This window comes from Croceicoccus sediminis, assembly GCF_007570835.1.
In the GTDB taxonomy this organism is placed as follows: domain Bacteria; phylum Pseudomonadota; class Alphaproteobacteria; order Sphingomonadales; family Sphingomonadaceae; genus Croceicoccus; species Croceicoccus sediminis.
In genome coordinates, this window is record NZ_SUNC01000003.1 from 403,987 (window position 1) to 425,270 (window position 21,284).

Below are 21,284 nucleotides of genomic sequence, written 5' to 3' on the forward strand. Positions count from 1 at the left end.
CGCTTAGTCGGCCTTCGCCTTCTTGGCGGGAGCCTTCTTCGCGGCGGCCTTCTTGGCCGGTGCCTTCTTGGCGGGGGCTTTCTTGTCGCCCTCGTCCTTGGCCGCAGCCTTCTTGGCCGGTGCCTTCTTCGCCGGGGCCTTCTTGGCAGCGGGCTTTTCGTCCGCGGCCTTGTCGCCTTCGGCGTCGGCCTTCTTGGCGGCTGCCTTCTTCTTGGCGGCGGGCTTCTTCTTGGCGGGCTTGGCTTCCGCTTCGGCGCCTTCTTCGGCCTCGATCGCGGCCTGCAGCTCGTCCTTGGTCACTTCGCGTTCGGTGACGTCGGCCTTGTCGAACAGGAAGTCGACGACCTTGTCCTCGTAAAGCGGAGCGCGCAGCTGGGCGGCAGCCATCGGTTCGTTCTGGACGTATTCCATGAACCGTTCACGGTCTTCCGGACGATACTGCTGGGCAGCCTGCATCATCAGCATCTGCATTTCCTGCTGCGATACTTCGACGCCATTCTTCTGGCCGATTTCCGAAAGCAGCAAGCCAAGGCGCACGCGACGCTCTGCAATGCGCTTGTAGTCGTCCTTCTCGGCCTCGATTTCCTTCATCGCGGCTTCGGGATCTTCCTCGCGAGCGGCTTCCTGCTCAAGCTGGGCCCAGATCTGCTGGAATTCGGCGTCCACCATCGTCGGCGGAACGGCGAAATCGTGACCGGCGGCCAGCGTGTCGAGCAGCGAGCGCTTCATCTGGGTGCGGGTAAGACCGGCGGTCTCCTGCTCCAACTGGCCCTTCAGAAGCTCTTTCAGCTTGTCGAGGCTGTCGAGACCGAGGTTGGTCGCGAATTCCTCGTCGATCTTGGTTTCGGACGGGACCTTCACTTCCTTGACGGTGATGTCGAAGGTCGCTTCCTTGCCCTTGAGGTTTTCGGCCGGATAGTCTTCGGGGAAGGTCACGGTGATGGTCTTTTCGTCACCGGTCTTCGCGCCGACGAGCTGTTCTTCGAAGCCCGGGATGAAACGGCCCGAACCGATTTCCAGCGCCGCGTCTTCGGCCTTGCCGCCGTCGAATTCGACGCCGTCGAGCTTACCGACGAAATCGATGATCAGCTGGTCGCCCTCGGCGGCCTTCTTGGTCTTGGCGGCCTTCTTGAAGGACTTCTGCTGCTCGGCCAGCTTTTCCAGCGCCTCGTCGACCTGTGCGTCGGTGACGGGCACGACCAGCTTTTCAAGCTTCAGACCGTCAAGCTCGGGAGCCTCGATCTCGGGAAGGACTTCGAGTTCGACAGTGACTTCGGCGTCCTTGCCCTGCTCGTAGCTTTCGCCCAGCGTGACCGACGGCTGCATCGCGGGACGCAGCTTGTTTTCGGTCATGACCTTGTCGACGCTTTCGCGGACGGCCTTCTGCAGCGCATCGGCGTGGATCGCCTCGCCGTGCATCTTCTTCACGAGATTCGCAGGCACCTTGCCCGGACGGAAGCCCGGCATGCGGACCTGGGGTGCGATACGCTTGATCTCGTCGTTGACGCGCGAATCGATCTCGGAAGCGGGAATGGTTACGGCGTAGGCACGGGCCAGGCCGTCGTTCTTGGTTTCGGAAATCTGCATTGGTATCCCTTCTAGGGGTATCTCTCTCGTCTGGCGTAGTCGGATCTGCCACGTGACTGGCCCCGGTCTACCGCCGTTTCGGTCTGGTGCGGGCGAAGGGACTCGAACCCCCACATCTTGCGATACCAGAACCTAAATCTGGCGCGTCTACCAGTTCCGCCACGCCCGCGGCGACCTTCACCTGCCAAGCGGCATGAAAAATCGGCTCGCGCGCCTCTATCGAAGCCCCACGCAAAGCGCAAGCGCCACGGGATACTGCGGCCCTTCCGTGCGTTTTATCGCCATGGCCAGCAATCCAGATCCCAAGCCCGACACGATCGAACCCGTAGCGCCGCCAGAGACGCCGCCGGTGATCACCCCCGACGAACAGCCGCAGATCGATCCGACGCCGGGCCCCGGCGAAGTGACCGAACCGGCGCCGGACATCGCCGACCCCGGCGGCAACCCGATTGAAACGCCGCCTCCACTCGATTAACTGCCGATCAGTTCGCGAAAAGCGCCTGGGCCGCGCGTAACCAGCGCGGGGTATCCGCCTCTACCGAAAGCAGGCGCGCTGGAACCGGACAAGTCGTGCACCGCGCCTGTATGGATGGACGCGCCATCATCGCCTCCACGTCCTCCACCACCGACGATAGCTGCGCATTGCGGCGCGCGACCAGCACTTCGGCAAGGCCGATGCGCACCGATTCCTCTTGCGGCGCCGTCAGGTCCTGCAGGAACATCGCGAAGGCATCGGGCTTTTCCTGGAGGAAGCGGGCGTGCCAGTCGCCTTCGTCGAGCCCGGCTTCTTTCGCGGCGTATTCCAGCGCATCGTCCAGTCCGCCCAGCCGATCGACAAGGCCGACCTGCCGCGCCGTGCCGCCGGTCCAGGTGCGCCCTTCCGCGAAAGTCAGCGTCTTGGCGCGGTCGACCTTCCGCGACGCCTGCACCAGATCAAGGAACATGTCGTAGGACTGCGTGATCTGCGCCTGCAGGACCGCGTCCATCTGTTCGGAGATGCCGCCAAAAATGTCGGGCTGACCCGAAAGCGGCGTCGTCCCCAGCGAATCGGTGCGAACCGAAAAGCGGTTCAACGTGCCCTCGAACGAGGGGATGGTCGCGAAAACGCCGATCGATCCGGTGATGGTCGACGGTTCGGCAAAGATCGCATCGCCCGGCGTCGATACCCAGTACCCGCCGCTGGCCGCGATGTTGCCCATCGAAACGACGACCGGGATGCCCGCTTCCTTGTGGCGCAGGATCGACTGGCGGATGACTTCGGACGCGGTGACCGACCCGCCGGGCGAATCGACTCGCACCACCAGCGCGGCCAGATCGTCGTCCAGCGCATCGTCGAGAATTTCGGCAATCCGGTCCCCGCCCGCAGTGCCCGGACCGGCGCTGCCATCGACAATGGTGCCCGCAATCGTCACCACCCCGATCGTCTTGCCCGACGTCTCGGCCGGCCGCGCCTTCAGCCATGTCTCGTAGCTGGTATGCGCAAATGCAGAGGGATCGTCGGGCATTTCGTCGTCCGCGCCCGCGATGGTGGCGACCTGCGCGCCGAAATCCTGGCGGCTGCCCAGCTTGTCGACCAGTCCGCTGGCCACCGCCGCCTCTGCCGGATCGCCGCCCGCGTCGGCGATGGCGCCAGCAGGATCGGAAATCAGCTTGTCGAGCTTTGCAGCCGGGCGCGCCCGCGCGACTTCGCCGCGCCACTGATCCCACAGCGAATCGAGCGCGCCCCCGATGTCCTGCCGCGCATCGTCCGAAAACGAGCTGCGGGTATAGGGTTCGACTGCGCTTTTATAACGCCCCGCGCGGTAGACGTGGACGTTGACGCCATACTTGTCGGCGGCATCTCCCCAGAACAGGTAGGTCCCGCCCGGCCCTGCCAGCAGCGCGCCGCCCATCGGGTCCATCCATACCTCGCTCGCATGCGCGGCAAGTTGCGCGCTGTCGGCGGAATAGGCGATGGCGTGGACCAGCACCGGCTTGTCCGCGGCGCGCACCTTGTCCATCGCGCGGCCGATGTCGGACAGCGTCACTTGCCCCGCCCCGAGGAAATAATCGAGATCGAGCGCCACGGCCTTGATCTTGTCGTCGCCCGCCGCGCCCTCGATCGCGCGAATCACGTCGGCGGCGCGGTGTTCGCGCGTGGCCGCCTGCATCGGCACGATCAACGCCAGCGGGTCGACGCGCTGCGGCTCTTCCACCACCACGCCGTCCAGCGTGACGAGTAGCGCGCCTTCCTTTACCGAAGCGGGCGTCGGGCGAAAGCTCAACGCGGCGTAGAGCGCGGCGAAAAACAGCAGGAGAAGGAGCAGGACGAGCCCGTCCTTGATCGCGACGAGGAACTTCCAGACCTTGCGGGCAAACGACATTTGATTTCCTGAAACCGGTGTATCGTTGCCAAGCTAGTTACCGCGCGGCAAAAGGGCAAAGGACAAAAACGGTGAGAGTTTGGCGCACGCACGCTTGCCCAATCGCGCGAAGGTGAATAGGGCACGGTTCCCGAGATGAGCGACACGCCCCCTTCTTCCTCCACCCGCTACCCCGCCGGTGGCCTGGCGTTTCCCCACAAGGACCTCACCGGCATTTCCGAACTGGCCCCGTGGCAGATCCTGTACCTGCTGGACGAGGCGGAGCAGTGGGTCGCCCTCAACCGTCAGCCGACGAAGCATGTCGACACGCTGGCGGGCCTGACCATCATCAACGCCTTCTTCGAAAACTCGACCCGGACGCTCCTGTCCTTCGAAATCGCGGGCAAGCGGCTGGGCGCGGACGTCGTCAACATGCACGCCGCGCAGTCGAGCGTGAAGAAGGGCGAGACCCTGATCGACACGGCGACGACGCTGAACGCGATGCGCGCCGATGCCATCGTCATCCGCCATGCCAGTTCCGGCGCGGTCCGGCTGATCGGCGACAAGGTCGACTGCCCGGTGCTGAACGCCGGCGACGGGCGGCACGAACACCCGACCCAGGCCCTGCTCGACGCGCTGACCATGCGGCAATGGATGCGCACGCGCGGCAGCGACGAATTCACCGGCCTCAAGGTCGCGATCTCCGGCGATATCCTGCACAGCCGCGTCGCGCGTTCGAACATGCTGCTGCTCACCGCGCTGGGCGCGGACGTGCGCGTCTGCGCGCCGCCCGCGTTGATGCCGGCGGCCATCGAACAGATGCGCGTGTCGGCCTACACCAATTTCGACGAAGCCGTCGACGGCGTCGACGTCGTCATGATGCTGCGCCTTCAGAACGAACGGATGAGCGGGCCCTTCATCCCGTCGGCACGCGAATATCGCCACCTTTACGGCCTGACGCAGACCCGGTTGCAGCGCGCGGCGCCCCATGCGCTGGTCATGCATCCCGGCCCTATGAACCGCGGGGTCGAGATCGACAGCGACGTCGCCGACATGATCGAGCGCAGTGCCATCACCACCCAAGTCGAGATGGGCGTCGCGATCCGCATGGCCTGTCTCGACGTGCTGACCCGCCGCGCGCGCGGTGTCGAAGGATGGGAGCCGCTTTCGTGAAACCGATGGCACCCCTGACGATCACCGGCGGCAAACTGCTGACCGGATCGGGAGAGCCCGCGACCGGCGCAATCCGCTGCGAAGGCGACCGGATCGTCGCGGTGGGCGACATTTCGGCCAGCGAGGGTGACCGTACGGTCGATGCCAAAGGCAAGATCGTCATGCCCGGCATCATCGACCTCGGCGTGTTCGAGATCGACAAGCCCGCGTTTCATTTCGGCGGCATCACGCGCGCAGCGCTGATGCCCGATCAGCCGCCGCCACTGGACTATCCGGCGCGCGTCCGTTTCGCGGCAAGCTTCGGCAAGCCCGACTTCTGGGTCCATCCCATCGCCGCGGCAACGCGCGGGCTGGAAGGCAGCGAATTGCCCGAACTCGGCCTGATGAAAGACGCAGGCGCCAAGGCCGTGTCATCCGGCCGCAAGTGGATCGCCGATTCGGGCGTCATGCTGCGCGTCCTGCAATATGCCGCGATGCTGGGCCTGCCCTTCATCTCGCACGCGGAAGACGACGGGATCGCCGGCGGTGCGGTAGCCACCGATGGTGAGACCGCGACCCGCCTCGGCCTTGCCAGCGCCCCGGCAGAGGCAGAGGCACTGGCCGTCATGCGCGATGTCACGCTGGCCGAGATGGCGGGCGCGCATCTGCACATCCGGCAGGTCACCACCGCCGCTGCGCTCGACATCGTGCGCAAGGCGAAGGATCGCGGCCTGCGCGTCACCTGCGGCGTGACGCCTGCCCACTTCATGCTGTCCGACATCGCGGTGAACGGATTTCTGACTTTTGCACGCCTGTCCCCGCCCCTGCGCGCCGAAAGCGACCGTCAGGCCGTCCTGGCCGCGCTGGCCGACGGCACCATCGATGTTGTCGCCAGTGGCCACGACCCGCGCGGGCCGGAAGACAAGCGCCTGCCGTTTGCCGATGCTGCGCCGGGCATGGCGGGGGCCGAAACGCTGCTGCCGCTGACGCTGCAACTGGTGCGTGATGGTGTCATCGACATGAACCGGATGGCGCAACTGCTCTGCGCCAATCCCGCCGCGATCCTTGGCGTTCCGGCCGGACGGCTGGAACAAGGGCTGGAAGCGGACATCGCGATCGTCGATCCCGACCGGCCGTGGATCGTCGATTCGGACCGGATGGAAGCGCAGGCGGGCAACACCCCGTTCGATAAACAGCCCGTTCAGGGCCGCGCGCTTGGCCTGTTCAAGGGCGGGATGGACGTAAAGGTCTAGTCCCGCGCCTCTTCGGCCAGTGTCGTTTCCGACGGGCCTGGAATCGTCCATATCCCGACGTTGAGCGCCATGACGACGGCAAGCACGAGCATCAGCCCGGCGCGTTTCCTGTCGCCCTTTTTCCAGGCGAGCCAGGCCCCCACGCACATCGCGATGACGCCAAGGACGAGGAGGGAGAGGGCAATGTCGCTCATGTCGCGGATATCCGGGGAGTAAGCCGCGTAGGGCTTATTTTTTGCCGAAGAAGCCGGACGCCATGCCCGCGATGTCGTCAAGCGGATTGCCGTCACCGTCACGGTCCAGCATCTTGAGCACACTCTGGGCCTGAGGACTGTCGAGCATTCGGGCGAATTCGCCAAGCGATCCTTCACCGCCGATCATCTGAACGATCTGCATCAGGACGCCCGTATCCATGCCGGTCTTCCTGGATGCGAGTTCAACCGTATCGCCCGGCTGAGCATGCGCCTGCCCCAGTGCCGCGATCGCCACTTCGGCCATCTTCGGATCGATGCCCAGCTTCTGCGCCATGTTGGCAACATCGCCATGTTCGCCAAGCTGGCCGAGAATTCCGTCAAAAGGGCCCATCATTCTTCCTGTCACCGAAATGGATTGCTCGCCGCTTCTATCCCGCAGCGAACCGACAAGGGCAAGGGGCGGCACGCAATTGTCACGCCCTGTCGCATTGCCGGGAACAAGCACGCCTCAGGACCGCTGATCGGGCAACGACACGCCCTTTGCGAAGGGCCGCAAGCGACAAGGAATTCGATCCATGAGCATTTTCGGCAAGATCAAGGACGCTATCTTCGGCAAGAAGAAGGCCGATCGCGACCCGCAAGTAACCCCCGACGGCAACATTCGCACGACCCCGCCCGGCGGCATGCCTTCGCCCACGGCAACGACCAACAATGCCGGCGTGATGTCCGATGTCGATGTCGAAAGGCAGCTGTCCGCGATGGACGGGGCCGACCGCCTCAACTGGCGGACCTCTATCGTCGACCTGATGAAGCTGGTCGGGATCGATCCCAGCTATGAGAACCGCAAGGAACTGGCCCACGAACTGGGCGACACCGACTATTCGGGCAAGGCGGAAGAGAACATCGCGTTGCACAAGGCGGTAATGAACGGTCTTGCCAGGAACGGCGGCAAGGTTCCGGCATCCATGCTGGACTGAGCCAGCGACCGACAAACGAAAAGCCCGCCGGCTCCATCATGGAACCGGCGGGCTTTTTCGTACCCGAAGGCGCTGTCTGGCTTAGGCCGGGAGAGCCTTCTTCGCCTGGGCGATGATCGCACCGAAAGCGGCGCTTTCGTTCATCGCGAGGTCGGCCATGACCTTGCGGTCCAGTTCGATGCCGGCGAGCTTCGCGCCGTGCATGAACTGCGAATAGGTCAGGCCTTCGGCGCGGACAGCGGCGTTGATGCGCTGAATCCACAGGGCGCGGAAGTTCCGCTTCTTAACCTTGCGGTCGCGGTACGCGTACTGGCCGGCCTTTTCGACGGCCTGACGTGCAACGCGGATCGTGTTCTTGCGGCGGCCGCGGTAACCCTTGGCCTGCTCCAGAAGACGCTTGTGCTTGGTGCGGGTGGTAACACCCCTCTTGATACGTGCCATCTGTCGCTACTCCTCAGTTCAGCCCGTAGGGCGCCCACTTCTTGATCGTCTTCGCGTCTGCGTCGCTGATCACGGTGGTGCCGCGGTTCTGGCGGATGTACTTGCCGTTGTGGCTGATGAGGCGGTGGCGCTTGCCGGCGACGCCGTGCTTGACCTTGCCGTTGGCGGTGATCTTGAAGCGCTTCTTCACACCGCTCTTCGTCTTGAGCTTGGGCATTTTCATCTCCTTGTCAGAAGACACGTCCAAACCAGCCCTGGCAGCCCTTTCAGCCAGGCCGGCGGTGAATCACGTGTCGTTGAAGAGCGCGCGCCTACAGAACGTGGCGCGATTTGGCAAGCGCTGCGTGGCGCAGCGCGTTCTAATCCATCGAATATAGGATGAACCAGGCAAGCCCCGTGCCGCCGATGAACAGCATCCACGAAAACGGGAAGGCCACCGAATAGACGGTCAGGCGGTGCACGTACAGCGCACCACCGGTCGTACCACCGTTCATCAGCACCATCGACACGATCCAGGAAAAGAGCGCGCCGGGCACCAGAGATTTGTAGAACGAAATCATCATTCGACTTGGACCCTGTTCCCTCCTTGCAGGTTGAAAACACCCTGCCCCCACAGGGTTAAGGTTTGCCTAATTCTCGCCGCATATGCGAAGAAAAGTCACGCATCGTACTGCATCAGGCGGGTCATCCCGCCATCGATGACGATCTGCTGCCCCGTCACGAAGCCCGATCCCTCGCCGGAAAGCCAGTCGATGGCCTCGGCGATGTCCTCCACCCGACCGATTCGTCCCACCGGATGCTGCTGTTTTGCGCGTTTCGAATGGTCAGGATCGCTGCGGTCGGATTCCTTCTGCCACGGGCCGGTCTCGATCCAGCCGGGCGCGACAGCGTTGACGCGAATGTCCGGCCCCAACGACACCGCCAGTGCATGGGTCAGCGCGAAAAGCCCGCCCTTGGCCGCGGCATAGGCATAAGTGTCAGGTTCCGACTGGACCGCGCGGCTGGACGTCACGTTGACGATGGCTGACGGTGCACGCTTCCTCAGCATGCCGACCGCCGCGCGGCTGCACAGGAATGCCGATGTCAGGCTGGCATCGATCCAACCCTGCCACGCCTCCAGCGTCATGTTTTCGAGCGGGCCCGATTTCGGATCGGCGATACCGGCATTGTTGACCAGAAGGTCCAGTCCGCCGGTCCATTCGCCAATCCGCGCAAAGGCATCGGCGACCGCCTGTTCCTTGCCCACGTCGCATTCGATCGCCAGCAGGCGGTCCCCGGGCAGCAGGGCCGATAGTTCGGCCAGCGCCTCGCCGTCCTTGTCCAGCGCGGCGACTTTCCAGCCCTTGCCTGCGAAATGCAGCGCGGTGCCGCGTCCTATGCCTGCCCCGCCGCCGGTGATGACGACGGTGGGTGCGTCCTGTTCATTCTTGTCGGTCATGCCCCTTCAACGCAGGGGACGCGATCAGGTGCCGTTGCGCTGCGAAAGGATCGGCAGGCCGGTCTTCTTCACCCAGGCCATGAAGTCGCCGCTTTCGATCAGGACAGATTCTTCCGAAGGCGGAACGGTCCAGACCCACCCTTGCGCCGACGACATCCCTTCCGAAGTCCGCACGCGCAGGACGATCCGGCGATATTCGCGGCCCTCGTACCGGTCGAGCTTCATGAGATCGGCCCGCGTCAGCTCCAGATCGGCGAGCACGCCCTTCACCCGCCCATGCCCCGGAACCAGCGCGGGGAACCAGCCCTTGGCCGATGGAATGGCAAGCAGCTTACCCGGTGCATCTGCCTCCAGCGAGGAGACGACGCGTTCCTGCACGAAGCGCGCCATCGGCGTATCGGCATGGCCCATCAGGGTGCCATAGAGAAACAGCGACTTGCGCATGGCCGCCCGGCTCAATGGTGGCAGGCCAGCGCCTCGACCACGTCGTCGAGCCGCGCCGGATCGCCCAGCGCGATGACATGGCCGTCGCTTCCTGCGTGGAGCGGCTCTCCGTTCCAGTCTGCCATCGTGCCGCCCGCGCCCTCGACCACCGGGATCAGCGCGGCATAGTCGTGGAGCTTCAATCCTGCCTCGCACACGATGTCGAGCTGGCCCGAGGCGAGCATGGCGTAGTTGTAGCAGTCCCCGCCCATGACCATGCGGCGATGGTCGGTCTTGGCGGCCAGACCCATGAAGTGTTCGCCCTGGTGATCGTCGAAATAGTGCGGGCCGGTGGTGGCCAGCGTCGCCTCCGCCAGTTCGCGGCAGGGGCGGCAGCGCACTTCCGCTCCGTTCAGCAGCGTCGGCAGCCCCGCCGCGCCGACCCAGCGTTCGTTCGCGATCGGCTGGTCGATAATGCCCAGCACCGGCCATCCATCAACCATCAGCGCGATCAGCGTGCCGAAAATCGGGCGTCCGGCCAGAAACCCTGCCGTGCCGTCGATTGGGTCCAGAACCCACTGCCGGCGCGCTTCGCCGCGTTCGCTGCCGTACTCCTCACCGATAATGCCGTCGTCTGGGCGGGCAGCGCCAAGGATCGCGCGCATCGCCTTTTCCGCCTCGCGGTCGGCGACGGTCACGGGCGAGGCATCGCCCTTGCGTTCAGGGTCGACGATGTTGCGAAAATGCGGGCGGATGGCATGGCCAGCCGCATCGGCGAGGCGCTGCGCGAGCGCGATATCGTCCTTCAGGTCCATGCACCCGCACTCGCCGTAGCGTGCCCGCCGGTCAAGCGATTTGCGCCGGCTCTCCCTCTTCGGGAAAGCGCGGCGTGATCGTCAATCGAACAGCGAGGAAACCGAGCTTTCGTCGGCGATGCGGCGGATCGCCTCGCCAATCAGGGTCGCGATGGAAAGGACGCGGATCTTGTCCGATTCCTTGGCCGCATCGGTCGGCTGGATCGTGTCGGTGATGACCAGCTCGGTCAGCGCCGAATTCGACACCTTGGCCACCGCGCCGCCCGAAAGGACGCCGTGAGTGATGTAGGCGACGACCGACTTGGCCCCCTGGTCGAGCAGGGCCTGCGCCGCGTTGCACAGCGTGCCGCCCGAATCGATGATGTCGTCGATCAGGATGCAGTGGCGGCCCGCCACTTCACCGATGATATTCATGACCTCCGATTCGCCGGGACGGTCGCGGCGCTTGTCGACAATGGCGAGAGGCGCATTGTCGAGCCGCTTGGCCAGCGCGCGGGCGCGGACCACGCCGCCCACGTCGGGCGAGACGACCATCAGGTCCTGATCGCCGTAGCGGGCCTGAATGTCGGCCGCCATCGCGGGCGCGGCATAGAGGTTGTCGGTCGGGATATCGAAGAAGCCCTGGATCTGCCCTGCGTGCAGATCAACCGCCAGCACGCGGTCGGCGCCAGCGCGGGTGATGATGTCGGCGACCAGCTTGGCCGAAATCGGCGTGCGCGGCCCGGGCTTACGGTCCTGGCGGGCATAGCCGAAGTAGGGAACGACCGCGGTGATGCGCTTGGCCGATGCGCGCTTCAAGGCGTCGATGCCAATCAGCAGTTCCATCAGGTTGTCGTTGGCCGGAAAGCTTGTCGACTGGACGATAAAGACATCCTCGCCGCGCACGTTCTCATGGATTTCGACGAAGATTTCCTCGTCCGCGAAACGGCGCACCGATGCGTCGGTCAGCGGAATTTCAAGGTATGCTGCAATGGCGCGCGCCAGCGGTAGGTTGGCGTTGCCCGACATGATCTTCATCAAACGACTCCCGAAATGTGCCGATTCCCCGTGGGGACCGGCCTTAGCGGTGAGTCCCGCAAATGCAACAATGCCCGTGCCCCAACCGGTGGACTAAGCCGCCGCCGCGTACCGCATTGGGTCGCGCGGCGGCGCAAGAATGCGCCTGGAACGCCGCACCGGACTGCGCCACGCGCCGACCCGGGGCGAAAGCGGGAAACATCTCCCCGCTCTCACGCCCGGATAGCGGTCATGAAATCAGTCGGTCGTGTGGTGTTCGCCGCGAACCCAGCGGACCGTACCCGACGATGCGCGCATCACGACGCTCTCTGTCGTGTACTTGCCACCCTTCAGGTGCTTCACCCCGTCGAGCAGCGAACCGTCGGTCACGCCGGTTGCGGCAAAGATGCAGTCGCCCTTGGCCAGATCGTCGAGCTTGTAGATGCGATCGAGATCCTCGATGCCCCACTTGCGCGCGCGGGCACGTTCGTCATCGTTGCGGAACAGCAGCTTGCCCTGGAACTGCCCGCCGACACAGCGCAACGCGGCACAGGCCAGGACGCCTTCCGGCGCGCCGCCCGAACCCATGTAGATGTCGATCGTGGTGTCCGGGTCGGTCGTGGCGATGACTCCGGCGACGTCGCCGTCGGGGATCAGGATGATGCCGCAGCCCAGTTCGCGCAGTTCCGCGATCATTTCGGCATGGCGGGGCCTGTCGAGTACGCAGGCGATGATCTGGTGCGGTTCGACGCCCTTGGCCGCAGCCAGCGAGCGCACGTTGTCGCCCGGGCTCTTGGTCAGGTCGATCGTGCCTTCGGGATAGCCGGGGCCGATCGCGATCTTCTGCATGTAGACGTCGGGCGCGTTCAGCAGGCAACCCTCTTCGGCCGCGGCCAGAACGGCCAGTGCGTTGGGACCGGCCTTGGCCGTGATCGTCGTGCCTTCCAGCGGGTCGAGCGCGATGTCGATCTTCGGCCCCTTGCCGACAGCTCCGCCGACCTTTTCGCCGATATAGAGCATAGGGGCCTCGTCGCGCTCACCCTCGCCGATGACGACGGTGCCGTCCATGTAGAGCTCGTCGAAAGCCTTGCGCATCGCTTCGACCGCGGCGGCATCGGCCGCCTTCTCGTCACCGCGACCGATGAGATAGGAGGCCGCGATGGCCGCCGCTTCGGTCACGCGGACCATTTCTAGGACGAGGACGCGATCGAGAACGTCACTGGCTTTAGGCACTTGGTTTCCCCCAGAAGGATCGTGGTCAGGTTTTGCAGGTGCGAAGATCTAGCCGCCGCCCCCCGCATTGTCGAGATGGACGCGGCTGCCGTCGTTCGCGAAATAGGTCCACGGTATTGCAGTCTCGCGGCAGGATCGAGGTTACTGGCGCAGGATGTGCATCACTAGCGGTTCTGCCGTGACGCTGTCGCTATCGGCCAGAAGTTCGAGCGCGCGGGTGACACAGCCCTCCTCGCCCTCGTGCGTGACCATGGCGACCATGACCGAACCGTCGTCGGCACCCGAATCCTTCGCGCCCTTCTGGATCAGGCTCTCGATCGAGACATTGGCGTCGCGCATGGCCGCGGTCAGTTCCGCCAGGACGCCCGGCCGGTCCTTGACCATGAAGCGCAGGTAGGCCTTGCCCCTGTGATTGCCGGTTTCGGCCGGAACGTTGGCATCAAGCTCGCTGACGGGGATGGAGAACGGCGGGTCGATCTCGTTCTCGCTTTCCCACAGACGCGCGATGTCGATGATGTCGGCCACGACCGCGCTGGCCGTCGGACCATCGCCCGCGCCCGCGCCCTGAAACAGCAGGCGACCCACGAAATTGCCTTCGGCGACGACCGCGTTGGTTGCGCCGTCGACATGGGCCAGCGGGTGATCCTTGGGCACCAGATAGGGATGCACGCGCTGGAACAGGTGCTTCACGCCGTCCGCGCTCGGCTCCACCCGCGCCATGCCGAGCAGGCGAATGACATAGCCCAGCGAATCGGCCTGCGCGATGTCGGCGCTCAGGACCCTGCGGATGCCGTCGGTCGTGACCGCGCCGAAGTCGAGCTCGGTTCCGAACGCGATCGAGGCGAGGATCGAGAGCTTGTGCGCGGCATCGATGCCGTCGATGTCGAAAGTCGGGTCCGCCTCGGCATAGCCCATCGCCTGCGCTTCGGAGAGGACGTCGGCGAAGTCGGCGCCGGTGTCCTCCATCGTGGACAGGATGTAATTGCAGGTGCCGTTGAGGATGCCGTAGACGCGCTCGATCTCGTTCGCGGCAGCGCCTTCGCGCAGGCCCTTGATGACCGGGATGCCGCCCGCGACCGCCGCTTCGAAACGCACCGGCACGCCCGCACTTTCGGCGTCGCGCGCAAGGCCGAGGCCGTGGTGCGCGATCATCGCCTTGTTGGCGGTGACGAAGGCCTTGCCGCTTTCGACCGTCTTGCGCGCCAGGGTCAGGGCCGGACCGTCCGACCCGCCGACCAGTTCGACCACGACATCGACGTCGTCACGCTGGGGCAGCGCGGTCATGTCGTCTTCCCAGGCATAGCCCGACAGGTCCACGCCGCGGTCCTTGCCGCGATCGCGCGCGCTGACGGCAACGATTCGCAGCGGGCGGCCGCAACGCCGTTCAATCAGGGCGGCATTGGTCTCGATCAGGCGGATCACGCCCGCACCGACGGTGCCAAGGCCCGCCAGGGCCAGGCGCAGGGGCTCGGTCTTCATCGCTTCGCTCACGGTCTCGTCTCTTGCTGTTCGCCGCGCCCGTTAAGCGAGACGAAGGCACTTGGCCAGAGGCGAGCGCAACTAAATGGCCAGAACGCAACCCTTGCGCGCAACGAAATGTTGCAAGGGCGGGGTCAGAAGACCCGCTTGCGCCCGCAAGGACCAAGCTGCTCGATCACGACGGCGTAATCGCGCGCCGCCTCGCTGCGCAGCGAGGGGTCGGTCGCGATCTGCGCCGACGCCGGAAGCTGCGCGGGAAGCGCGCAGGCCAGGCGGTACCACGTGAGCGTGTCCCTTTCCGGCGGGCGGGCGCCATGATCGATCAGCTCGCCGGTCGAAAGGCCCCAGCGCACGGGATGGTTCGGACTGCGGATCACCGCGATAGAGGCGGGCGCACCGTCCTCGGTCGCAAGGAAGATCTGCGTCTCGCCCTCTCCGGCAAGGTTGCCCGGCGTGTGCAGCGCATCGCGCACCCCGGTTACAACGGGCGCACCGGCATCGGCGACGATCTCGCCCAGCAGCGTGCGCAACCGCGCATCACCCACGATCTCGATCGGGACCTGCGCATCGGGCGCGACCAACTGCACCTCGCCCGGCTTGCCCGGCACGGGCCGCGCGAACAGGACCATCGTGCGCTTCTTGATCTTCGCCATCCGGCCCTTCGCGTCGAGCGGGATGTCGGCAAGGTACTTCACCTTGGCCCCGATCGGGGCGTTGCCCGAAAGCAGGCTCTGCGTATCGGCCTCGACATAGGCGCGGGTCCAGCCCTGCCGGACAGGGCCGGTGCGGTCGGCGTCAAGCTCGACCGCCTTCCTGACTTTCACCACCGCGACCATCTGCGCATTCGTGGCAAGGTCGGCCATGTCCGCATAGGGCATCAGGGCCCGCGAATCGGTTGCCGTCTGCGCGGTTGCGGCCTGCGGCACGGAAGCGCACGCGCCAGCGCCGGCCAGCATGGCGGCAGCCAGGACGGGTACGAATTTGCGTGCCTTCACGATTGTCATATTACCTCACCATTGTATCAGGTCGCGCATGCCCGCCCCCTCGGAACAAGTACGGCACACTGCAATTTGCACGAACTAAACCATCAAACGAGAAAGTTCGTGAATCGGTCCTTAATCGACAAAGGAATTGCACGCAGGGCTCAAGCTCGCTAACAATCCGAAAAAAAGGGGCTGGGCAGTGATCCGGCCACATTCGAATGCGCGTTCAACGGTAAGGTTTTTTCGCAATGCGAATTTCCCGAGTTGCCGGCAGCGTGTATCCCGGAACTTCCGGCAGGGTGGAAAAAATGGGGCGACGCGGTTCGGCATTGCTGTGCCGGGTCGTGCGTTTGTGAGGGTGCGCCTGCAAGGGCAAGCCTGTAAGTTTATTGGAGTGATCCGTCTGAATGGCCTACGCTGACCAACAGATGAGCGGTAACAAGATTGCCGCGATTATCATCGTTGCGCTGATTCACATCGCGGTTCTCTATGCTCTTGTCACCGGGCTCGCCTATGAGGCGATCGAGAAGGTGAAAGAGACAGTGACCGCGGTCAACATTTCCGAGCCGCCGCCGCCGCCGCCACCGCCGCCGCCGCCGCCGCCCGAAAATGTGCCAGTGCAGCCGCCCCCGCCTGTGGCTCCGCCGCCGGCCGTCTCGATCACGCGGCCCGCTCCGCAGATCCAGACGATACCGAACATCCCGCCGCCGGCCCCGCCGGTGCTGAGGGTGCCGCCGCCGGCCCCGCCGCCGCCGCCTGCTGCGCCGTCGAAGGCCCGTGGTGTCTCGCCTGATAACTACCAGCGCTGGACGCGTCGTATCATCGAGAACTACCCGAGCCGTGCAATCCGTAACGAGGAAGAAGGCCGCGTTGGCGTTCGCGTTACGGTCGGCCCCGACGGTCGTGCATCGGCTTGCTCGGTGACCAGCTCCAGCGGTTCCTCGACCCTCGACGATGCTGCGTGCAAGGACATCCAGCGCTACGCCCGGTTCAATCCGGCACTGAACGATGCCGGCAACCCGGTTTCGGCGCAGTGGAGCACCACGATCGTCTACCAGCTCAACTAATGACGGTGCGGGCTCATCCCTCGGGCCCGATACCACCCCACGATTTAAAGCTATCAAGCCAATTTTGTTGAAGGATATCCCGTAATGCTCATCGAAATCATGGCCGCGGCCGCCGAGGCCCCGCAGAACAAATTCGGTTTCGCCGAAGCTCTGGAACAGGGCGGTTTCATCGCCTACGCCACCGTCGCCATCCTGGGCGTCATGTCGTTCGGTTCTTTCTACATCCTGTTCACCAAGTGGCTCGAACAGAACAAGATCCTGCGTCAGACCAGCGAAGTTCGCAACACGTTCTGGCGTGCAGGCTCGCTGCGCGAAGGCGCAACGAAGCTCGAAAAGAACTCGGCCTATCGCCAGATCGTCGACGACGGCATCGCCGCTGAAGAACAGCACGCCAAGATGACCGACAGCCTCGAAGCCCACGACTGGCTCCACGGCTCGCTCGCTCGCTCGGAAGCAGCCATCAACGCCAAGCTCGCTGGCGGCCTGCCCTTCCTCGCGACCGTCGGTGCGACTTCGCCGTTCATCGGTCTGTTCGGTACGGTTGTCGGTATCTACCGCGCACTGATCGCCATCGGCATCGCCGGTTCGGCCTCGATCGACAAGGTCGCAGGTCCGGTCGGTGAAGCACTGATCATGACCGCGCTCGGCCTGCTCGTCGCAGTTCCGGCCGTGCTTGCCTACAACTACCTGCAGGCTCGCAACAAGAAGATCGCCGCGCAGCTCTCGGGCTTCTCGACTGACGTTCTCGCGAACATCAACTCGAAGGGTGCCGTGAAGCCGGCCGTTGCCGCTGCTCCTGCCAAGAAGCCTGCTCCGGCGACGACCGCTGCTGGCGCACAGGTCAAGAAGTAAGCATCCGTTTTGCCTGGCGGGGGCAACCTCGCCAGGCACGGATTTTCCGCTCCGGCGGAAAGTCGGCCCGGAACGCTCCGGGCAGTCGCAAGAGCAATTACGAGATAGGATGAGACAATGGCGATAGCGATGGGATCCGGTGGCGACGAAGCCCCGATGTCCGACATCAACACCACGCCGCTCGTCGACGTGATGCTGGTGCTTCTGATCATCTTCCTGATCGCGGTTCCCGTCGCGATCCAGTCGATCGAACAGATGGATATGCCGGTATTCGCGTCCGAGGAATCCAAGGACAAGGTCGAGAACCTGGTCGTTTCGATCACCGCAACCGATGCCAACGGCATCAGCCCCGGTGAACCAGGCTATGCGGGCGCAAGCCGTACTGGCGAATGCCGCATCTACCTCGGTGCCACTCCGGTAAGCTCGGAAGAGCTTTACGACCGTTCGTTCAATCGCCTCGATGCGATCATCGAACGTGCCGGCGGCCCCGACGCCCTGGTCGACGATCCGGACAAGATTCCGCAGGTTCACGTCCGTGGCGACGTCAACACGCCGTGGAAGTGTGTTGCCGGTACGATCTACCAGATCCAGTCCGCGGGCTACCCGACGGTGGGCTTCATTTCGACCCCGGTCGATCCGAACGCCTGATCGCGGCAAGCAAGATAAAGGAGACATTCAATGGCAATGTCAGGCGGCAGCGATGATGGCTCGCCGATGATGGAAATGAACACGACGCCGCTTATCGACGTCATGCTCGTTCTCCTCATCATGTTCATCATCACGATCCCGGTCGCGACCCACGCGGTCAACATCGACCTCCCGGCCCCCAGCGACGTTCCGCAGAACGTCGATGTGAACCCGATCAAGAACAAGGTCGTGCTCACTCAGGACGGCCAGATCCTCTGGAACGGCACCCCGCTGAACGAGGGTCAGCTCGTCGCAACGCTTCAGCAGTCGCTGGCACTTCCGGTCGAACCGGAACTCCAGTTCCAGCCGGAAGAGTTCGCGAGCTACGACCTCTCGGCACAGGTCCTGCGGATCATCAAGACCTCGGGCGCCACCAAGTTCGGCTTCGTCGGCAACGAACAGTTCCGCGAATTCGGCGCTGGTCCCAAGGACGTGAACCCCACGACGCGTTCCCAGTAAGGCACGCATCAGGGGAAACCAGATCAGGGGCGGGCCGCAAGGTCCGCCCTTTTTCGTTGCGTGACAGGTTTGTTTCTTGTCGCATGCGGCACCAAGCGCCAGACAGCGCCCATCTCCTACCTGCCCGGATCATCAGGCCGCATGGCAACGCCGCCTAGCGTCTCTGCCTCAAGCAGGAGTTCGTCGTCGGCCGATCCTGCCGGAAGGGTCTCCCGCCCGATGACCACCATGACCGGCACGGCAAGCGGGCTGACCCGCTCCAGCCGGACGTGCACGGTCTGCTCGGCCGCGCGGTCCAGCACACCGGCAAGCCTGCCGATATCGGTCATTCGCGTGCGCGCCTCGGCCCATGCCGCCTCGATCAGGACATGGTCGGGCTCGTACTTCTTCAGTACGTCGTAAATCAGGTCGGTCGAAAAGGTGACCTGCTTGCCGGTCTTGCGCTTACCCGGCTGCTGCCGCTCGACCAGCCCTCCGATCACCGCCGCCTCTCGAAAAGCGCGGCGCAGCAGGTGCGATTCCTGCACCCATTCGACGAATTCATGGGCAAGGATATCGGGCGACAGCAGCGAGGCCGGATCCTCGATCGGTTTGAGGCCCCAGACGGCAAGCGAGTAATCGTTCGCCACGAAACCCATTGGCGAAAGCCCCCTGTCCTCCATCCGCCGCGTGATCAGCATGCCCAGTGACTGATTCGCGTTCCACCCTTCGAACGTATAGAACACGCTGTACTCGCGCTTGGCATGCGGGAAACTTTCGACCAGCAGCTCGCCCGGCCCCGGCAGGTGCGAGCGCCAGTCCTGCACCTCCAGCCATTCGCGCACGTCGTCGGGAAAGCGGGACCAACCCGCCCGGTCGACCAGCATCTCGCGAACACGTTCGGCCAAGTGCGTCGTCAACGGCATCCTTGCCCCGCCATAGGATGGGATCATCGCGGATTTCTTCGATCCGCGCACGATGACCTCGCTCTCCTTCAGGCTTTCGACCTCAAGGCTGATACCGGCAAACTGGAAGGTGTCGCCCGGGCGCAGCGCAGCGGCAAAGCGTTCTTCCACTTTGCCGAGCGAGCGCCCGTTGCGAAACCGTACGGTGAGCATCTCGCCATCGATGATGATGCCTGCGTTCAACCGGTGCCGCGCGGCCTGTTCGGGGTGAGACAGGCGCCAGACGAAGCCCCCTTCCCCGTCCGGTTCGCGCGTAATCCGCTTGAACCGGTCATAGGCGCGAAGGGCGTAACCACCATCGGCGACGAAGTTGACGACGCGATCGAACACGCGTTCGTCCACCCAGGCATAGGGTTGGCACGAACGGATTTCGCGCAGCAGATCACTTTCGCGGAAAGGCGCGGCACAGGCGCAGCCCATGACGTGCTGGGCCAGGACGTCGAGGCTGCCGGGTCGGAAATCCTCACCATCGCGCACACCTTCTTCGACAGCGTCCTTGGCCGATTGCGCCTCCAGGAACTCGAATCTGTTGCCGGGAACGAGGATGGCGCGGCTGGGCTGGTCGAGCCGGTGGTTGGCGCGGCCGACACGTTGCAAAAGGCGGGATGAGCCCTTGGGCGCGCCCATCTGCACCACGCAGTCGATGTCGCCCCAGTCAACGCCGAGATCGAGGCTGGCCGTCGCGACCAGCGCCCGCAATTCCCCGCGCGCCATCGCCCCTTCGACCTTGCGCCGCGCCTCTACCGAAAGCGAGCCGTGATGGATGCCGATAGGCAGGACGTCCTCGTTTACGTCCCACAGCAGCTGGAAGATATATTCGGCCAGGAACCGCGTGTTGGTGAAGATCAGCGTCGTCTTGTTGCGCCGGATTTCCTCGTAAAGCTGCGGCACAGCCCATGCCGCGGCATGGCCGCCCCAAGGCACGCGCTCGCCTTCGGGCAGCAGTATTTCGATGACCGGATCGGCACCGGGTTCGCCGATGACATGAGAGACGGCGTCGATGTCGCCCCAAGGGGCCAGCCATTCGCGGTATTGTTCGGGATCGGACACCGTCGCGGACAGGCCGATCCGGCGCATGTCGGGGGCGATCGCCTCCAGCCGGGCGAGCGACAGCGCCAGCAGGTCGCCGCGTTTCCCGGTGGCGAAGGCATGGATTTCGTCGATCACGATACGCTTCAACCCGGCGAACATCGTGAAGCTTTCGGGATAGGACAGCAGCAGCGACAGCGATTCGGGCGTGGTCAGCAGGACATGTGGCGGTTTTACGCGTTGACGCGCCTTACGCTGAGACGGCGTGTCGCCCGTCCGGCTTTCCACGCGGATCGGGAGGTCCATCTCCTCGATCGGTACGAGCAGGTTGCGCCTCACATCGGTGGCCAGCGCCTTGAGCGGGGATACGTAAAGCGTATGGAGCCCGTCGTCGGGCGTATTGCCGTCAAGCCGTTCGGGGCTGAACGCGGCAAGGGTCGGCAGAAAACCGGCCAGCGTCTTGCCCGCACCGGTATCGGCGGTCAGCAGCGCGCTCTGCCCTGCATCGTCCGCCTCCAGCATCTCGGCCTGATGACGGCGGACACGCCATCCGCGGCCCTCGAACCATGTCTCTATGCTGCCGGGAATCGCCATCGTCCCACCTTAACGAACGAATCGGGCAATGAGTGCCGCAAAGGTTTGCAGGCAAAGAAAAAGGCCCGGTGGACAAGCCGACCGGGCCATTAAGTTTTGGGAGAGGATGCCTGAAAGGCAGGTTCTTTGTGCACTGCAGCGCACCATCTCGCAACTGCAAAATTCGCTAGTGAGGTTTCCTTTTTTGCAACAGTATCAATTAACGTGACGGTTCAGGGACTTAGAACCTGAATCATTTTTCATGTTGGACTAAAGTACTGAACGATTTAGCCAAAAAACGCGCTTGCCAAGGACCGGACGCTGCACGCGGACCCGAATCACTATTCAGGTCCGCGCGAA

23 protein-coding genes and 1 tRNA gene are annotated in these 21,284 nt (G+C 64.3%); 8 read left to right on the plus strand and 16 right to left on the minus strand.

What is annotated here, in order from left to right; translation table 11 throughout:
• Positions 1–3: 3 nt before the first annotated feature.
• Together tig and FAX90_RS12550 are read right to left on the minus strand one after the other, a co-directional pair.
• Complete coding sequence (gene tig / locus FAX90_RS12545) at positions 4–1,587, minus strand: trigger factor (protein WP_144097733.1); 1,584 nt, start codon at positions 1,585–1,587, stop codon at positions 4–6.
• Positions 1,588–1,671: 84 nt separating this feature from the next.
• A tRNA-Leu gene (locus FAX90_RS12550) sits at positions 1,672–1,756 on the minus strand.
• Between the two features lie 24 nt (positions 1,757–1,780).
• Here FAX90_RS12550 and FAX90_RS12555 point away from each other — a divergent pair.
• Positions 1,781–2,062 (plus strand): hypothetical protein, encoded by a 282-nt coding sequence (locus tag FAX90_RS12555; protein ID WP_205700686.1) that lies wholly within the window; start codon positions 1,781–1,783, stop codon positions 2,060–2,062.
• A gap of 7 nt (positions 2,063–2,069) precedes the next feature.
• Here FAX90_RS12555 and sppA read toward each other — a convergent pair whose 3' ends face one another.
• The gene (gene sppA / locus FAX90_RS12560) at positions 2,070–3,950 is read right to left on the minus strand and encodes a signal peptide peptidase SppA (protein ID WP_144097735.1); all 1,881 of its coding nucleotides are present in this window, start codon (positions 3,948–3,950) and stop codon (positions 2,070–2,072) included.
• A 135-nt stretch (positions 3,951–4,085) separates the two neighbouring features.
• On the opposite strand from sppA, the gene FAX90_RS12565 reads away from it, so the two are divergent.
• Positions 4,086–5,102 carry an aspartate carbamoyltransferase catalytic subunit gene (locus tag FAX90_RS12565; protein ID WP_144097736.1) on the plus strand — a complete coding sequence of 339 codons (1,017 nt, stop codon included), beginning with the start codon at positions 4,086–4,088 and terminating at the stop codon, positions 5,100–5,102.
• A 5-nt stretch (positions 5,103–5,107) separates the two neighbouring features.
• Positions 5,108–6,334, plus strand: a complete 1,227-nt coding sequence (locus tag FAX90_RS12570) for a dihydroorotase (protein ID WP_144097878.1) — start codon at positions 5,108–5,110, stop codon at positions 6,332–6,334.
• Here the strand turns inward: FAX90_RS12570 and FAX90_RS12575 are convergent.
• The gene (locus tag FAX90_RS12575; RefSeq protein WP_144097737.1) at positions 6,331–6,528 is read right to left on the minus strand and encodes a hypothetical protein; all 198 of its coding nucleotides are present in this window, start codon (positions 6,526–6,528) and stop codon (positions 6,331–6,333) included. The genes FAX90_RS12570 and FAX90_RS12575 overlap by 4 nt on opposite strands.
• A 34-nt stretch (positions 6,529–6,562) precedes the next feature.
• Entirely contained in the window at positions 6,563–6,922 is a 360-nt protein-coding gene (locus tag FAX90_RS12580; RefSeq protein WP_420810977.1) for a hypothetical protein, read from the minus strand.
• Positions 6,923–7,103: 181 nt separating this feature from the next.
• Here FAX90_RS12580 and FAX90_RS12585 point away from each other — a divergent pair, with 181 nt between their 5' ends.
• Complete coding sequence (locus FAX90_RS12585) at positions 7,104–7,505, plus strand: DUF3597 domain-containing protein (RefSeq protein WP_144097738.1); 402 nt, start codon at positions 7,104–7,106, stop codon at positions 7,503–7,505.
• A gap of 81 nt (positions 7,506–7,586) precedes the next feature.
• On the opposite strand, the gene rplT is transcribed toward FAX90_RS12585, so the two are convergent.
• From rplT to FAX90_RS12635, 10 genes are all read right to left on the minus strand, one after another.
• Entirely contained in the window at positions 7,587–7,946 is a 360-nt protein-coding gene (gene rplT / locus FAX90_RS12590; RefSeq protein WP_144097739.1) for a 50S ribosomal protein L20, read from the minus strand.
• Positions 7,947–7,959: 13 nt separating this feature from the next.
• Positions 7,960–8,163: a 50S ribosomal protein L35 gene (rpmI, locus tag FAX90_RS12595; protein ID WP_066766972.1), complete on the minus strand. Its 204-nt coding sequence runs from the start codon at positions 8,161–8,163 to the stop codon at positions 7,960–7,962.
• 142 nt (positions 8,164–8,305) lie between these two features.
• Positions 8,306–8,509, minus strand: coding sequence for a hypothetical protein (locus FAX90_RS12600; protein ID WP_144097740.1), 204 nt, complete (start codon positions 8,507–8,509; stop codon positions 8,306–8,308).
• Between the two features lie 95 nt (positions 8,510–8,604).
• Positions 8,605–9,384, minus strand: coding sequence for an SDR family NAD(P)-dependent oxidoreductase (locus tag FAX90_RS12605; protein WP_144097741.1), 780 nt, complete (start codon positions 9,382–9,384; stop codon positions 8,605–8,607).
• Between the two features lie 24 nt (positions 9,385–9,408).
• Positions 9,409–9,828, minus strand: coding sequence for a gamma-glutamylcyclotransferase family protein (locus FAX90_RS12610; RefSeq protein WP_144097742.1), 420 nt, complete (start codon positions 9,826–9,828; stop codon positions 9,409–9,411).
• An 11-nt stretch (positions 9,829–9,839) separates the two neighbouring features.
• Positions 9,840–10,622 carry an inositol monophosphatase family protein gene (locus FAX90_RS12615; RefSeq protein ID WP_144097743.1) on the minus strand — a complete coding sequence of 261 codons (783 nt, stop codon included), beginning with the start codon at positions 10,620–10,622 and terminating at the stop codon, positions 9,840–9,842.
• A gap of 81 nt (positions 10,623–10,703) precedes the next feature.
• Positions 10,704–11,639, minus strand: a complete 936-nt coding sequence (locus FAX90_RS12620) for a ribose-phosphate pyrophosphokinase (protein ID WP_144097744.1) — start codon at positions 11,637–11,639, stop codon at positions 10,704–10,706.
• 237 nt (positions 11,640–11,876) lie between these two features.
• Positions 11,877–12,851: a class II fructose-bisphosphatase gene (glpX, locus tag FAX90_RS12625; RefSeq protein ID WP_144097745.1), complete on the minus strand. Its 975-nt coding sequence runs from the start codon at positions 12,849–12,851 to the stop codon at positions 11,877–11,879.
• A 141-nt stretch (positions 12,852–12,992) separates the two neighbouring features.
• Entirely contained in the window at positions 12,993–14,330 is a 1,338-nt protein-coding gene (locus FAX90_RS12630) for a homoserine dehydrogenase (protein ID WP_144097746.1), read from the minus strand.
• Positions 14,331–14,464: 134 nt separating this feature from the next.
• Entirely contained in the window at positions 14,465–15,325 is an 861-nt protein-coding gene (locus tag FAX90_RS12635; RefSeq protein ID WP_144097747.1) for a hypothetical protein, read from the minus strand.
• Positions 15,326–15,720: 395 nt separating this feature from the next.
• On the opposite strand from FAX90_RS12635, the gene FAX90_RS12640 reads away from it, so the two are divergent.
• The 4 genes from FAX90_RS12640 (at position 15,721) to FAX90_RS12655 (ending at position 18,378) form a co-directional block, all read left to right on the plus strand.
• Entirely contained in the window at positions 15,721–16,380 is a 660-nt protein-coding gene (locus FAX90_RS12640; RefSeq protein ID WP_144097748.1) for an energy transducer TonB, read from the plus strand.
• A gap of 84 nt (positions 16,381–16,464) precedes the next feature.
• Entirely contained in the window at positions 16,465–17,232 is a 768-nt protein-coding gene (locus FAX90_RS12645; RefSeq protein WP_144097749.1) for a MotA/TolQ/ExbB proton channel family protein, read from the plus strand.
• A 117-nt stretch (positions 17,233–17,349) separates the two neighbouring features.
• Positions 17,350–17,880 carry an ExbD/TolR family protein gene (locus FAX90_RS12650; protein WP_144097750.1) on the plus strand — a complete coding sequence of 177 codons (531 nt, stop codon included), beginning with the start codon at positions 17,350–17,352 and terminating at the stop codon, positions 17,878–17,880.
• Positions 17,881–17,910: 30 nt separating this feature from the next.
• Positions 17,911–18,378, plus strand: coding sequence for an ExbD/TolR family protein (locus tag FAX90_RS12655; RefSeq protein ID WP_144097751.1), 468 nt, complete (start codon positions 17,911–17,913; stop codon positions 18,376–18,378).
• 116 nt (positions 18,379–18,494) lie between these two features.
• Here FAX90_RS12655 and FAX90_RS12660 read toward each other — a convergent pair whose 3' ends face one another.
• Positions 18,495–20,945, minus strand: coding sequence for a ligase-associated DNA damage response DEXH box helicase (locus FAX90_RS12660; protein ID WP_144097752.1), 2,451 nt, complete (start codon positions 20,943–20,945; stop codon positions 18,495–18,497).
• Positions 20,946–21,284: the final 339 nt, after the last annotated feature.